This window comes from Aerococcus sanguinicola (assembly GCF_001543145.1).
In the GTDB taxonomy this organism is placed as follows: Bacteria; Bacillota; Bacilli; order Lactobacillales; family Aerococcaceae; genus Aerococcus; species Aerococcus sanguinicola.
On sequence record NZ_CP014160.1, the window covers coordinates 1685898 to 1700439 of the forward strand.

Genomic DNA, 14542 nt, shown 5'->3' on the forward strand with positions numbered 1-14542 from the left:
AGAAGGTCCCGGCCTTTTCTATTAATACGCTTTATGGTAATTGATTGACAAGCTAAAAAAGCTTAGTATAAAATAGAAGGGATCTTCTAATTCATTTAAGGAAATCCTATAGGGATAGCGCCAGGCCTAGGAATAGGTGACGAGGACTGAACTTATCGAATAATCGGCGGATGGTTCAGAGGCTGCATGGTCTATAGGCAGGCCCTCAAATACACAAGGGGCAGGCCAGATGCTGGAAGATCTAGTTATTCTATCTTTAGGAGGAAATTTATATGTGTGGAATTACTGGATTTATTGGTCAAGGGGACGTCACAGAGGCCCTCTTGAACGGACTAGAACGTCTGGAGTACAGAGGTTATGATTCAGCGGGGATTTTTACCGTTAATTCTCAAGGGCAAGGTCGGCTTTTTAAGGCAGCTGGACCGATCCAAGCCTTGCGGGATAAGGTCGAAGCTGACCCATCAGCAAGTGCTGGGATTGGGCATACCCGCTGGGCGACTCATGGTGTGGCTAGCGAGGCCAATGCCCATCCCCACCAATCCGCGGATGGTCGTTTTAGCCTGGTCCATAATGGGGTAATTGAGAATTATCAGGAAGTCAAAGAAAAATATCTAGCAGATTATCCCTTTAAGAGCCAAACGGATACGGAAGTGGTCGTTGCACTGATCGCTTACTTCGCCGAGAAAGACCAACTTACTGGTCAGGAAGCCTTCCTGCGGGCCTTGAATGAAGTTGAGGGCTCTTATGCCTTTGTGCTCTTGGATAAAATGAATCCTGATCATTTGTACGCGGCTAAGAACAAAAGTCCACTCTTATTGGGGCTTGGTCAAGGCTTTAATTGCTTGGTTTCTGATGCTATGGCGGCCATTCAATTGACCGACCAATACCTAGAAATCCATGATGGAGAGGTCATTGACCTGGAAGCCGACGCCTACCATATCCAAGATGCGTCTGGTCAGCCAATCCAACGCCAAGCTTATACGGCCCGTCTCAATGCGGATGATTTGGAGAAGGGGACCTATCCTTATTACATGCTTAAGGAAATCGACGAACAACCCGCAGTCCTACGTCGGATTGTCCAAGCCTACAGTGATGACCAGGGAAATTTAAACGTAGATCCTAATATTCTAGCGAAGATCCAAGCTTCCGACCGCCTCTATATCATTGCGGCGGGGACTTCGATGCACGCCGGTTTAATGGGCAAGGCCTTGATTGAATCCTTGGCTAAGATTCCGGTTGAGGTTTGTATCGCTTCGGAATTTGCCTATGCCCGCCCCTTATTGAGTGAGAAGCCTTACTTTATCTATATCTCCCAATCTGGAGAAACTGCTGACTCCCGGCAAGTTTTGGTTCAGACCAATGAAGAAGGCTATCCTTCTTTAACGATTACCAATACGCCAGGGTCTACCTTGTCGCGTGAAGCAGACGATACCCTCCTCCTCCATGCGGGACCAGAAATCGCGGTTGCTTCGACTAAGGCTTACACAGCGCAAATGGCGGTATTGGCCATTCTTGCCGGTGCCTTGGCCCAAGCAAAAGGCGAAAAGCTCGCCTTCGATATGAAGCAGGAATTGGGGCGGGTAGCCCAGGCCATGGAAGCAGCTGTGAGTGAAAAAGATCGCTGCCATGACCTAGCCCGTCAGTATTTTGCTGACCAATCGACTGCCTTTTATATTGGGCGGTCATTGGACTATTACTCTAGCTTGGAAGCAGCCCTTAAATTAAAAGAAATTTCTTATATCCAAGCAGAGGGCTTTGCTGCTGGTGAATTGAAGCATGGGACTATCGCTTTAATTGAAGAAGGGACGCCGGTCATTGCGCTGATTACTCAAGAGAAGACGGCTGCAATGGTGCGGAGTAATGTGGAGGAAGTCCGCTCGCGCGGGGCTCAAGTTATCCATATTGCCAGCGAAAATTGCCAAAGACCGGGGGACCAATTGCTGGTGATGCAGGTAGAAGAGTGTCTCTTGCCGCTGGTGAGCATCGTCTACGCTCAACTTCTCGCTTACTACGCCACGATTGAACGGGGCTATGATGTGGATAAACCAAGAAACTTAGCCAAATCCGTAACCGTCGAATAGGCGAATTAGCTATAAAATTAGAAAAAGCCGCAGGAAAGGGCTTAGTACCTTCTCCTGCGGCCTTTTTGGGCATAAAAACGAGGCTGGGACAAAAGTTCCAGCCTCGTTTTAAAAAGCGAATATTTTTCAAAAACGTGTTCCAAAAGTCAGGCCTGACATCCACTTCACGAACTATGTCCAATCGTTTACCAACGATTTCCCATAGTTCGTTCCAGTGGTTCAGGCCTGATCGAATTTTGCCACACTCTCTTTTGAAGAATTATAATTTGTTGACATTAGCCGCTTGTGGGCCACGGTCGCTTTCTTCAATTTCAAATTCAACAGATTGACCTTCTTCAAGTGTTTTGAAGCCTTCATCGTTGATAGCTGAGAAGTGTACGAAGACATCGTCAGCACCTTCACGTTCGATGAAGCCAAAACCTTTTGCTGGGTTAAACCATTTAACTGTTCCTTGTTCCATAATGTATAAAATCCTCCCTGTGCCTTGGCACAATAAAATATTTAGTGAAGCTTAAGAGGAAAAATTAGCCGTTTTAATGCTAGTTAAAACTTTTAAATTAAAATCCTAAAGGTCACTGACTAGTATTATATCAGTAGTTTATAAGTTGGGCAAATCATAAGACTCCAATTTAGACTTATTTTAAAAAATACCGAACTCGCGTAGGCTGACAAAGTCTTCGCTCCCTACCACGATATGGTCGAGTAGGTCAATGCCTAGTAAGCTGCCGCAGTCTAGGAGTCGCTGGGTAAAATCGATATCAGCCTGGGAAGGAGAGGGGTTGCCTGAAGGATGGTTATGGCCAACGATAATGCGGGCTGCGCAGCAGCGAACGGCTGCGTGGTAGATTTCTCGGGGGTGGGCCACGCTCATGATTAAGGAACCAATAAAGATGGTCTGCTGACGGATTACTTCATGCTTAGTATTGAGAAAGAGGACCAAGACATGTTCTTGTTTGTAGTGGCGCATCTCATTGAGCAACCAGTTGCCTGCCTCCTGGCTAGAACCAATCTGACCAAATTTTGGACACTGGGCTTGATTGACCCGCTTGCCAAATTCAAGAGCGGCCAGGAGTTCGGCCGCCTTGGCTTGGCCAATGCCAGGAATCTTAGTGAGCTCCTCGATGGACGCATAGCGCAGGTCATAGAGGTTCTCGTAATACTTTAGGACGCGCACGGCTAGGTCTAGGACCGAGGCTTGGCGGCTTCCTGTTCTTAAGAGGATAGCCAACAATTCATAATTGGCGAGGCGTTCAGCTCCACCAGCAATCAGTCGTTCACGGGGCCGGGATTCTTTATCAAGGTCTTTGAATTGAAGAATGAGGGGTAAATTATCTGTCATTTTTCTGCCTCCTTATAGATATATAAACCATCGATCGACTAATTCATTAAGTGAGATATTAAAAAGATAAAAACAAAAATCCCCTCAGCTATGACTGAGGAGACCCAAAACTTTTTATTGATTAGCAGTTCTCTTTTTGAGAGCCTGCTTGTGGTCGTACTGGATAAGGAGGGCGAGAAGATAGGCGATGAGGATAAACCAAGCGCCTTGAGGAAGAAGAAAGCTAGCCAGGATCAAACTCGCGATGAGGCTAAGAATGCCCAAGAATCGATAGAAGCTCTTTTCACCAGAAAAGATAGGATCGTGGACTTCCGAGCGCGTGAAGAGGGCAGCCAGGCCTAGAAAGAGGGCGAGGTAGAAAGCGGTGTATTGGTGGCTAACTAGCTGGCTATTCGTATAGAGAATAAGGTAAGTATAGATGATGAGGCTACCGACATAGGCCAGGTGGGGCATTAACTTGACCAGTTTATGGCTGAGCAGGCTGGAGTGGACTAAAAGGTAGGAGAGGATGAGGAGGCGAGGAACCGGCCAACCAAATTCAAAATAGGCCAGGATGAAGAGCAGCCAGACAAGAACTTCAGTAAGGAGGAGGCCTTTGATGTTCTTGACTAGACTAAGTTCTTTACCGTCTGTAAAACAATAGAAAAGTTCGGTTAAGAGCCATTGAAAGGGCAAAATCACGGCCCAGGCTTGCCAGCGCCACTGGTCCACTTGGAAGGCCAGGATTAGGGCTGATAGACTGGCTAAATGCAAGCTATAGACCTTAAAATTGGCTAGCTTTTTAATGGTTGTCATGCGCACTTCCTCCTCTCTTTTCAATAATGATCAGGCGAGGTGGGAGATTGCGTTGGTTAATGAACTGGACTTGGCTAATATTGAAAGCCTCCTGGGGATACTGGCTTAGGTGTTGGCAGACCGTCTCATATTCTTCCATACCTCCTGGGTGTCCTAGGTAGGCGGCGACAAGAATCTTAGCCCCTGCTTTAAGATACTGGCAACATTGGTCCAAGGCTTGACAAGTTGATTGGCCCTGCGTGATAATGGCCTTGTCCGCACCGGGCAGGTAGCCTAGGTTAAAGCAAGCTAGATCGATTGCAAGCCCTTCTGGCAAATACTGGTCCAAGCAGGCATGGTCCGCTTGGATGAGAGTCACTTGCTGGTCCAACGCTTCTTTCTCTAAGCGTTCTTGGCTGCGCTGGATCGCCTCAGCTTGGATATCGAAGGCATAGACCATACCTTCTTGGCCAACTAAACGGGCTAAAAAGGCAGTATCTTGGCCTGTTCCAGCGGTGCCATCGAGCGCTGTCATACCGGGACTCAGGCTCTCTTCTATGATGTGGTGGTAGATTTGGATAATATTATGCATGAATTGCAACCTCGATTCTAAATTGGAGTTCAAAGCTTAGGCTTATTATAGCATTTCCTCCTAGATTACAAAAAGGTTACAAATATTAAAAGTCCATACTTTTATAAAATTCACCCCATTTTAGCTAGATTTGAATTATAATAGAAACAAGTAAATTTAAACAGGAGGCTGACACGTTGAAATTGACATTAAATAAAGCTCAACTTTTGAAAACTGGTGCCTTAATCTGTGGGTCTGCAGCTGTTGTGGCAGCAGTCAGTGCCGACCTAACAGAAACCGTGTCTGCAGACCAAGTCGCAGTCACAGCCACTTCGACCAGAACCAATCAATTCTTAAACAAAGTGGTTCCCCATGCCACTGAACTTGCAGGTCAAAATGACCTCTATGCTTCTGTGATGATTGCTCAAGCCGTCCTTGAATCAGGCTGGGGATCAAGTAGCTTATCTCAAGCACCTTATAACAATCTCTTCGGTATCAAAGGAAACTACCAAGGCAATTCAGTCGTGATGAATACCCTTGAAGATAATGGCTCAGGTTCTTATTATGGGATCCGTGACGGTTTTAGAGCTTATCCATCTTATCGTGAGTCCTTAATTGACTATGTGGGTCTCTTGAAGAACGGCCCTTCCTTTAATTCTAATTTCTACAGTGGGGCATGGAAATCGAATACCAACTCCTATCGTGATGCGACAGCTTGGCTAACTGGCCGTTATGCGACGGACACCTCTTATGGCCCCAAGCTAAACAACTTGATCGAAACGTATGGTTTGACTGCCTATGACCAAGGAGGCAGCGCGCCATCAGTTAAGACCCAAGCTCGTCAAAATCTTAGTCAAAAGCAAAGTACTGGCAAGTCTTATACGGTTAAACCAGGGGATGGCCTTTATACAGTGGCACGCAACTTAGGGACAAGTGTTTCCGCCCTCAAGGCTCAATATGGTTTAACGTCAAACTTAATCCATCCAGGCCAAGTCTTCAGCGTGGGAGCCTCCACTAGCAGTCAAAAGGCTCAGCCAGCTCCAAGCAGTCAAGACACTAAGCAGGCTAATACGCCGTCTACGGGCAAGTCTTATACGGTTAAGCCAGGCGATGGCCTTTATACTGTCGCACGAAAGCTGGGGACGACCGTTTCTGCTCTTAAGGCTCAATATGGTTTAACGTCAAACTTAATCCATCCAGGCCAAGTCTTCAGTGTAGGGGCTGCCAATAGTAGTCAAGCGTCTAAGCCGGCACCAAGTCAGCAAATGCCTAAGCAAACAAGTAGCCAGTCGACTGGCAAGTCCTATACGGTTAAGCCAGGTGATGGCCTTTACACCGTTGCTCGTAATCTAGGAACGACTGTTTCAGCTCTTAAAGCGCAATATGGCTTAACGTCTAACTTAATCCATCCAGGCCAAGTCTTCTCCACTTCTGGTGGTCAGACGAGCGCTAAGCAAACGACACAAGCACCTGCGACAAGCCGTCCTCTAGCACCAGCTAGCCAAGCGACACCGGTTGCTAGCGGGCATAAGGTTCAGGCGGGTGATACCCTCTGGCGGATTGCTTCAGCTAATGGCATGACGGTCCAAGAATTGAAGGCATTGAACGGACTCACTGGGTCTAACATCTATGTCGGCCAAGAATTGAAATTGAGCCAATCGCCTGCTAAAGTGGCTCCTGCTTCTCAAGCAGTGACCAGCCAGGCAGCGCCAGTTCAAGCAAGGAGCCAAGCACAGACTCCAGCCCAAGCGCCTGCCAATGCGGCCAGCCAAAGCCAAGCAAGTAGCAGTCCAGCCACAGCTCAAAGCCAAGCCTACACTATCCAGGCGGGGGACAATCTCTACCGGATTTCAGTTAACCATGGGGTAGGGCTAAATGAGCTTTTAGCAGCTAATAATTTGAAACAAGATTCACTGATCCTGCCTGGTCAAAGCTTAACCATTCCTGGTAAATAGGCTGAGGCCAAGGAAGCCACCATGCCAGGTCCTTAACTTGGACTTGGCTTTTTTATGAGAAGAAACTTGGCCCTGGCATGGGAGACGATCCTGTGATACAATGAGTCCATATGATAAAAGGGTTAGAAGTAGTAGGCAAGCGTGCCATGTCAAGAGAGTATGCGTTAGCTGGGAGCATATCATGGCATTTGTTGAACTCATCTAACAGACCTCCATAGCTAAGCGACTGGTGAAGCTATGGCGTTTCGTCCGCGTTAAGGCCATGAGAAGTTGTTTTATCTTAGGTGGTACCGCGTAAAAGACGCCCTAGCAAATTTTGCTAGGGCTTTTTGTATCGATATAGAAAAGGAGAAGAAGATGACATTTAATCATTTAGAAATTGAAAAGAAATGGCAAGGCTATTGGGAAGAACACGATAGCTTTAAGACTTTAGAGGACCATTCCTTGCCTAAATACTATGCCTTGGATATGTTCCCTTACCCATCTGGGGCCGGCCTCCATGTGGGTCACCCAGAAGGTTATACGGCAACAGATATTGTTTCGCGGATGAAACGGGCCCAGGGCTACAATGTCCTCCATCCTATGGGCTGGGATGCTTTTGGCTTGCCAGCTGAACAATATGCCTTGGATACGGGGAATGATCCCGCCCAATTCACTGAACAAAATATCGAAACCTTCAAGAATCAAATTAAGTCACTCGGTTTTAGCTATGACTGGAACCGTGAAGTGAACACGACGGACCCCGATTACTATAAGTGGACCCAGTGGATCTTTACCAAGCTCTATGAGAAGGGGCTTGCTTATGAAGATGAAATCATGGTCAACTGGTGCGAGGCCTTAGGGACTGTGCTCGCCAATGAAGAAGTTATTGATGGGCTTTCCGAACGGGGCGGCCATCCTGTTGTGCGTCGCCCAATGAAACAATGGGTACTGCGGATTACGGCTTATGCGGACCGTTTGCTGGAAGACTTAGATGACCTCGACTGGCCAGAGAGCATCAAGGAAATGCAACGCAATTGGATTGGACGGTCAGAAGGGGCCCAAGTTAACTTCCAAATCAAGGATAGTGAGGAAAGCTTTGAAGCCTTTACCACTCGGCCAGATACCTTATATGGGGCAACTTTCTGTGTGCTCTCGCCTGAACATCCCTTAGTGAAGAAGATTACGACGGCTGACCAAGCCCAAGCAGTCGAAGCTTATGTGGAAGAAGCTTCTCATAAGGCGGACCTGGAACGGACCGACCTCGCCAAGGAAAAAACTGGCGTCTTTACGGGTGCTTATGCCATTAATCCGCTGAGTGGAGAAGAAATTCCGGTTTGGATTGCAGACTATGTCCTGATGTCTTACGGGACTGGTGCCATTATGGCCGTTCCTGCCCACGATAGCCGGGACTATGAATTTGCTAAGCAGTTCGATATTCCGATTAAAGCAGTCATTGAAGGTGGCAATATCGAAGAAGAAGCTTATACCGGTGACGGTAAACATATCAATTCCGCTGAATTAGATGGTCTAGATAAGGAAGAAGCCATCCAGAAAGCCATTGAAGTCTTGGAAGAAAAAGGCGCGGGTGAAGCCCAGGTTTCTTACCGTCTACGCGACTGGGTCTTCTCACGCCAGCGTTATTGGGGCGAACCAATCCCTGTTATCCACTGGGAAGATGGAACGACAACAGCGGTTAAGGAAGAAGACCTGCCTGTGCTCTTACCTAAGGGAGAAAATATTCGACCAAGTGGGACAGGCGAATCTCCTCTGGCTAATTTTGAAGATTGGCTCAATGTCACAGACCCAGAAACAGGGATGAAGGGCAAACGGGAAACCAATACTATGCCACAGTGGGCAGGCTCTTCTTGGTATTTCTTGCGTTACTGTGATCCGCACAATGACCAAGCCGTGATTAGCGAAGAAGCTGCTAACTACTGGCTCAATGTGGACCTCTACATCGGTGGGGCAGAACATGCGGTTCTCCACTTGCTCTATGCCCGCTTCTGGTATAAATTCCTCTACGACTTAGGCATTGTCCCAACCAAGGAACCTTTCCAAAAACTCTTCAACCAAGGCATGATCCTGGGTGAAGGCCATGAAAAGATGTCTAAGTCAAAAGGCAATGTGGTGAACCCTGACGATGTGGTGGAAGCCTATGGGGCAGATACCCTCCGTCTCTATGAAATGTTTATGGGCCCTCTAGATGCTTCGATTGCCTGGAGTGAAGAAGGTTTGGCTGGTTCTCGTAAGTTCCTCGACCGGGTATGGCGTTTAATGATCGACCAAGAAGGCGAGCTGCGCGACCGGATCACAACTATTAATACTGGCGAACTGGACAAGGTTTACCACCAAACCGTTAAGAAGGTCACAGAAGACTATGAGAAATTACACTTTAATACAGCTATTTCCCAATTAATGGTCTTCATTAACGAAGCCTACAAGGCAGAAGCCCTAGCTTTTGAATACATGAAGGGCTTTGTTCAATTACTTGTGCCAATTACCCCTCACTTGGGTGAAGAGCTCTGGGAACGTTTGACTGGCCAAGCTGGGATTTCTTATGTGCCATGGCCAGAATACGATGAAAGCCTCTTGGCGGACGACCAAATTGAAGTGGTTTACCAAGTCAATGGGAAGATCAAGGCCCATGATGAAGTGCCTGCAGACTTGTCGAAAGAAGAATTAGCTGAACGTGCCCAAGCTCACGAACTGATCCAAGCTGAGATTGCAGGTAAAACCATCCGTAAAGTGATCGCCGTACCAAATAAACTGGTTAATATTGTAGCCAACTAAGGGGAGATTGTGTGAAAAAGGTTTTAATTGTTCATGATATTTCCTGCTATGGCAAGTGTTCAACCACTGTTGCCTTGCCTATCATTTCCAGTATGGAGTTGACCGGGACTATCCTTCCCACGGCTCTCTTGTCTACCCATACTGGACCTGGTTTTGAGAATTATACCTATCTCGACCTCAGTCAGGAGATGCCTAAAATTGTTGAAAATTGGCAGACTTACGGCCTTAAGTTCGATGCAGTCTATGTCGGTTACCTGGGAAATATCCAGCAGATCGATTTCTTGCTAGAGACCCTTCCAGACCTGCTAACTGAAGGGGGAAAGTTCTACTTAGACCCAGTTATGGCCGATGATGGGGCTTTCTATCCTGGCTTTGACCAGGCTTATGCCGATAAGATGCGCAGCTTATGCGATATTGCTGATTTGATTATGCCCAACCAGACGGAGGCCAGCCTGATTTATGGCTTGCCTTATCAAGAAGGCTTAGTTGAAGATGAGCTCTTCCAGCAATTCGTCCATGCCTGCAACCAGGTTAAGAAGACGTCCTTGGTCTTAACGGGGGCTGGCTATGACGGGGAAGGGCAAACCGGTGCCCATTATTATGATGCCGATAAGGATGAAGAAGGGCTCAAACAGTCTGATTTTATTGGTCGCAAGCTCCATGGCACTGGGGATATCTTTGGTAGTATCTTGGTGGGAGCTTTAGTCAATGGCTTTAGCTTGGCCGATGCTTCTGCTCTAGCAGTCACCAAGGTCAGTCAGGCCTTGGCCCGTTCCATTGATGAACCCGATGTGGACCGGGAAGGTTTGGCCTTCGAGACCTTGCTTGGTGACCTTTCTGCCATGGTCCGCCAAGAGAAAAAAGCAAATGAATAACTTAAATGAGATGATAGCCCACTTCAGAGATTTTTCTGAAGCGGGCTATATCTTTTCTTTTGACCTTATAATTCTGTAAATTTGACAGGCAAGTTATTGCAAAGTGAAATTGAATTATATATCATGTAGTTAATGTTTAAATTAACTTTGGTTCATCCAATGAAAGAGAGTTGGAATATTAAATGGAAAACGAAAAAGCTCCGATTCGATCGGATGCTGCCGAGCGTATGAGTTCGGGCTCAGCCTGGATGACAGTGGGGACCTTTGCTTCCAGATTACTCGGCTTGCTTTATATTATTCCCTGGGTCCGCTGGATGGGAGATCCCCAAACCGCGGCCGAAGCCAATGCCCTTTATGATATCGGCTATAAATACTATTCAATCTTTTTGGTCATCTCTACAGCCGGTGTGCCTTCAGCCATCGCTAAGCAGATGGCCTACTACAATGCTCGTAAACAATATGACACGAGCCAGCAGCTCTTTAGGAGTGGGACCATTCTCATGTTAGTAATGGGCCTCGTTTCGGGCCTCGTCCTCTTCTTCGCAGCGCCCTGGCTGGCAGAATCGACGCCAACACGGGAGGTCAGCCATGCTGTTCTTACCATTCGGTCTTTAGTGCCTGCTTTGATTCTCTTCCCCTTACTTTCGATCTTTAGGGGCTACTTCCAAGGTCATCAGGATATGAAGCCAAGTGCCATTTCTCAGATTACGGAACAATTTTTCCGGGTGGCTTATATGCTGGCGTCGGTTTATGTCATCCGTCGTATCTTCGATGGCTCTGTTGTCACTGCGGTTAGCTATTCGACTTTTGCCGCCTTCATCGGTGGGGCAGTGGCCATTTTGACCCTAGCTTTCTATTATTTGCGCCACCGCAAGGAGTATCCGGTGTCACTGACTAAGAAGGCCAGCTACCAGGTCAAAACGTCCGGGATGATCAAAGAAATTATTATGATCGCCATTCCTTTCATCATTACAGGCTCTGGTATTGAATTAACCCAGTTGATCGATACCAATACCTTCATGCCTATCATGGAGAAGGTGAGCAATTTAGGACAGGCTGATATCATTTACGAATACGGGATCTTTTCCGCTAATATTAATAAATTAGTGACTGTCCTCGTCTCCCTGGCCCTGGCTATCGGAGCAACTTCTATTCCAGTGATTGCGAATACTTATTCACGGGAATTGGACCATCAGGAACGATCAACTAGCCAACCCCTTCTACGCGAGACTAGCCACTTGGTCATTCATAACCTGCAACTCTTCTTAATGGTTATGTTGCCAGTAGCTTTAGGTCTCTTTATCTTGGCCGGCCCCGTTTATAATTTAGTTTATCGGCCGGATGCTTTAGGTAGCATGTATTTGAGAATTTCTTGCTTCACCGCTCTGGGAATGGGCGCTTACTCGGTCCTAGTCTCCGTCTTACAGGCAATGGACCACCATAAGCAAGCGGTAATCGGCCTAGCTCTGGGCTTGGTGATGAAGTTAGTATGGCAATATCCTCTAATTTACTTCCTCGGAACACCTGGCGCTATGCTAGCGACGATTATTTCTTTCACAACGATTTCTCTCTACTATCTCTACCACATCCATCGTTTAGTTGGCTTCCGCTACCGGGAACTCCTAAATGAAAGTTTACCGATTGTTCTCTCTGCCTTTATTATGTTCCTTGTGGCAGGCCTGCTCTACTTGATTCTAGCTTATCTCCTGCCCATGCCTAATCTCCTCGGCTCAATTGTCATTAGCCTCTTGGTAGTTGCCGTTGCGGTATGGGTTTACCTCCTCTTAATGCTTAAGAGCCACAAGCTAGACCTGGTTCTCGGTGTACGCGCTGAAGAGCTGCGCCGCAAGTTAGGACTTAGCTAGTTTTTTTAAACACAGCGAACTAGTTCTAAAGTTTGCTGTGTTTTTATTTATCCCAAATATGAAAGCGCTAGCATTAAGTTTTGCTTTACGTTATAATAAAGATAGGAAGGGAAGTCTCCCCATAAATTTAATTAATATTACAAATGTTACGATAACTATGAAATATTTGTAACAAAAGCCTTCCCATTCCTCTTGGTTAGCGGTATGATAGAAGCACTTAGAAGATTAAATGTTAAAGCGAGGGGGTTTTAACAATGGAAGCAATGACAAAGAATAAAGGACAAGTTATTAAGAAATTATCACTTGCATCACTTGCCTTAGTATCTACTGCCGCTTATCAATTATGTCGAGAAAGTGTAAAAGCTGATGAAATTAACCAACACCAGGTTCAAGCGGGAGATTCACTCTGGAAGATTGGGAATACTTATGGCGTCAGCATTGACCAATTGAAGAACTGGAACCAACTGAAGGATAACTATGTCTTGCACCCAGGGGATACCTTGTATATCCAAGACCAAAGCCCTGCAGCTCAGACACAAGAGCCAGCCAGTCAAGCTGCAAAGCCTGCTAGCCAGCTAGAAAATCAAGCACCAGTTAGCACGAGCACGCCAACAAGTCCTGCACCAAAAGCAGAAACAGCAAAACAAGCTGAAGCTGCAGAAACGACTTACCAAGTTAAGGCAGGCGATTCGCTCTGGCGGATTGCTAAGAATAATGGGGTCAGCTTGGATGATTTATTGGCATGGAACCAACTCAAGACGGATAGCCTGATTCTTCCTGGTAAGCAACTCGTGGTCAAGGCTCCGGCTAAAGCACCAAGCAAAGAAATAGCAACTAACACAGAAACAGAACAAGCTGCTGAAGAGACTGGAAGCCCTTATGTTCGTGACCAAAAGACCTTTAAGGATGTCAATGCAGCGGTTAAATACGCCCGCGACCATTTTGATTACAAGCGCCACAAACAATTCTATGTGAATTGGCAAGCAGATGGCACCTACACGGTCGATTGGGAAATGCAAGCGGGTCAAAGACAAAAACCTGCCCTTCGTCAAGATGATAAGAAGGCTCCAAGCGCAGCCACTTATGCTGTGAAGGCTGGCGATTCACTCTGGGCCATTAGCCAACGTTATGGCGTCAGCATCCAAGACCTGATGAAATGGAATCAATTGACGCCACAGAGCGTCATCCATCCCGGACAAAAGCTTCAAGTTAAGGCAAGCCAAGCGCCTCAAGTGAAGGTTGATCAGGCAGAAAGCAAGGCAAAAGGACAAGCTAGTGACTACCAAGTCAAGGCTGGCGATTCACTCTGGGCCATTAGCCACCGCCATGGGGTCAGCATCCAAGATCTCATGAAGTGGAACCATTTAACCGCTCAAAGTGTTATCCATCCTGGACAAAAGCTAGTCATCCAAGCCCCTCAAGTAGCTGAAAATAATCAAGTAAAGCCCACTCCTGCTCCTGAAGTCACAGCACAAGGACGCTTAGTTGATCCTAAGCGCTTTGATGATGTGAAAACAGCAGTTCAATATGGGCGGGCCCACTTTGATTACACCAAACACAAAGAATTTTATGTGAACTTAGGCAAGGATGGCCGCTATGTCCTCGAATGGGAAATGAAAGACCAAGTCGCCAAGCCAAAAGAAGTGAAAGTAAGCCATCAAGGCCAGGCCAATTACAAAGTCAAAGCAGGCGACTCACTCTGGGGCATTAGTCAAAGAGAAGGCGTAACGGTTAATGACTTGATGAAGTGGAACCAACTGAATGCCAATTCTGTGATCCATCCTGGTGACCAACTGCTTGTTAAGAAAGCAGCCGGCCAAAAGACTTCAAACGCTCCTCAAACAGAGAAGACCACTAATCCTTATGTCAGAGATGCCAAGAATTTCCAAAGCATTAAGGATGCTGTCCGTTACGGGCGTCAAAATTTTGACTACAAGCGCCACAAAGAATTCTATGTCAACTGGGATAATGGCCACTATGTGATCGATTGGGAAATGAAGCCAGGTGTTAAAGAACAGATGGCTGATAATAGCCCCGAAAAGACCAACTATACCGTCAAAGCAGGGGATTCGCTCTGGTTGATTGGGGTTCGTCATGGTGTTAGTGTCGACCAATTGAAGGAATGGAACCATCTGACGTCTGATTTCCTACAAATTGGTGACCAATTAGTGATTAAATAGGAGACTTTAACAAAAGTTCGTTAATTAATAAGAGGCTGGAGCTTTTCTCAAGCCTCATTCAGATAAAGAGGCAGGGCAACTTGCCTCTTTCTTTTGATCGTAAAGATTTAAATTTTATAAAGTTTTTAAA

The 14542-nt window shown here is 46.6% G+C and carries 10 protein-coding genes; 6 read left to right on the plus strand and 4 right to left on the minus strand.

Annotation, left to right across the window (positions count from 1 at the left end; genetic code table 11):
• Positions 1 to 272: 272 nt before the first annotated feature.
• Entirely contained in the window at positions 273 to 2081 is a 1809-nt protein-coding gene (gene glmS, locus AWM72_RS07525) for a glutamine--fructose-6-phosphate transaminase (isomerizing) (protein ID WP_067975681.1), read from the plus strand.
• Positions 2082 to 2340: 259 nt separating this feature from the next.
• Here the strand turns inward: glmS and AWM72_RS07530 are convergent, their stop codons facing one another.
• The 4 genes from AWM72_RS07530 to mnmM form a co-directional block, all read right to left on the minus strand.
• The gene (locus tag AWM72_RS07530; RefSeq protein ID WP_067975685.1) at positions 2341 to 2541 is read right to left on the minus strand and encodes a cold-shock protein; all 201 of its coding nucleotides are present in this window, start codon (positions 2539 to 2541) and stop codon (positions 2341 to 2343) included.
• A 180-nt stretch (positions 2542 to 2721) separates the two neighbouring features.
• Positions 2722 to 3420 carry a RadC family protein gene (gene radC / locus AWM72_RS07535; protein WP_067975689.1) on the minus strand — a complete coding sequence of 233 codons (699 nt, stop codon included), beginning with the start codon at positions 3418 to 3420 and terminating at the stop codon, positions 2722 to 2724.
• 114 nt (positions 3421 to 3534) lie between these two features.
• Complete coding sequence (locus AWM72_RS07540) at positions 3535 to 4215, minus strand: hypothetical protein (RefSeq protein ID WP_067975693.1); 681 nt, start codon at positions 4213 to 4215, stop codon at positions 3535 to 3537.
• On the minus strand, positions 4202 to 4786 hold the full coding sequence (gene mnmM / locus AWM72_RS07545) for a tRNA 5-(aminomethyl)-2-thiouridylate-methyltransferase MnmM (protein WP_067975696.1): 585 nt from the start codon (positions 4784 to 4786) through the stop codon (positions 4202 to 4204). Before mnmM ends, AWM72_RS07540 begins: the two co-directional genes overlap by 14 nt.
• A gap of 176 nt (positions 4787 to 4962) precedes the next feature.
• On the opposite strand from mnmM, the gene AWM72_RS07550 reads away from it, so the two are divergent.
• The 5 genes from AWM72_RS07550 (at position 4963) to AWM72_RS07570 (ending at position 14412) form a co-directional block, all read left to right on the plus strand.
• Positions 4963 to 6720, plus strand: coding sequence for a muramidase family protein (locus tag AWM72_RS07550; RefSeq protein WP_067975700.1), 1758 nt, complete (start codon positions 4963 to 4965; stop codon positions 6718 to 6720).
• Positions 6721 to 7077: 357 nt separating this feature from the next.
• Positions 7078 to 9492, plus strand: a complete 2415-nt coding sequence (leuS, locus tag AWM72_RS07555) for a leucine--tRNA ligase (protein ID WP_067975703.1) — start codon at positions 7078 to 7080, stop codon at positions 9490 to 9492.
• Between the two features lie 11 nt (positions 9493 to 9503).
• Positions 9504 to 10367 (plus strand): pyridoxamine kinase, encoded by an 864-nt coding sequence (locus tag AWM72_RS07560; protein ID WP_067975706.1) that lies wholly within the window; start codon positions 9504 to 9506, stop codon positions 10365 to 10367.
• Positions 10368 to 10549: 182 nt separating this feature from the next.
• Positions 10550 to 12232 (plus strand): putative polysaccharide biosynthesis protein, encoded by a 1683-nt coding sequence (locus AWM72_RS07565; protein ID WP_067975710.1) that lies wholly within the window; start codon positions 10550 to 10552, stop codon positions 12230 to 12232.
• Positions 12233 to 12486: 254 nt separating this feature from the next.
• Positions 12487 to 14412: a LysM peptidoglycan-binding domain-containing protein gene (locus AWM72_RS07570; protein WP_067975716.1), complete on the plus strand. Its 1926-nt coding sequence runs from the start codon at positions 12487 to 12489 to the stop codon at positions 14410 to 14412.
• Positions 14413 to 14542: the final 130 nt, after the last annotated feature.

Bases quoted from the DNA above. Each gene is read 5' to 3' on its own strand.
- glmS (WP_067975681.1), top strand. From the start codon at position 273: ATGTGTGGAATTACTGGATTTATTGGTCAAGGGGACGTCACAGAGGCC.
- AWM72_RS07530 (WP_067975685.1), bottom strand. From the start codon at position 2,541: ATGGAACAAGGAACAGTTAAATGGTTTAACCCAGCAAAAGGTTTTGGC.
- radC (WP_067975689.1), bottom strand. From the start codon at position 3,420: ATGACAGATAATTTACCCCTCATTCTTCAATTCAAAGACCTTGATAAA.
- AWM72_RS07540 (WP_067975693.1), bottom strand. From the start codon at position 4,215: ATGACAACCATTAAAAAGCTAGCCAATTTTAAGGTCTATAGCTTGCAT.
- mnmM (WP_067975696.1), bottom strand. From the start codon at position 4,786: ATGCATAATATTATCCAAATCTACCACCACATCATAGAAGAGAGCCTG.
- leuS (WP_067975703.1), top strand. From the start codon at position 7,078: ATGACATTTAATCATTTAGAAATTGAAAAGAAATGGCAAGGCTATTGG.
- AWM72_RS07565 (WP_067975710.1), top strand. From the start codon at position 10,550: ATGGAAAACGAAAAAGCTCCGATTCGATCGGATGCTGCCGAGCGTATG.
- AWM72_RS07570 (WP_067975716.1), top strand. From the start codon at position 12,487: ATGGAAGCAATGACAAAGAATAAAGGACAAGTTATTAAGAAATTATCA.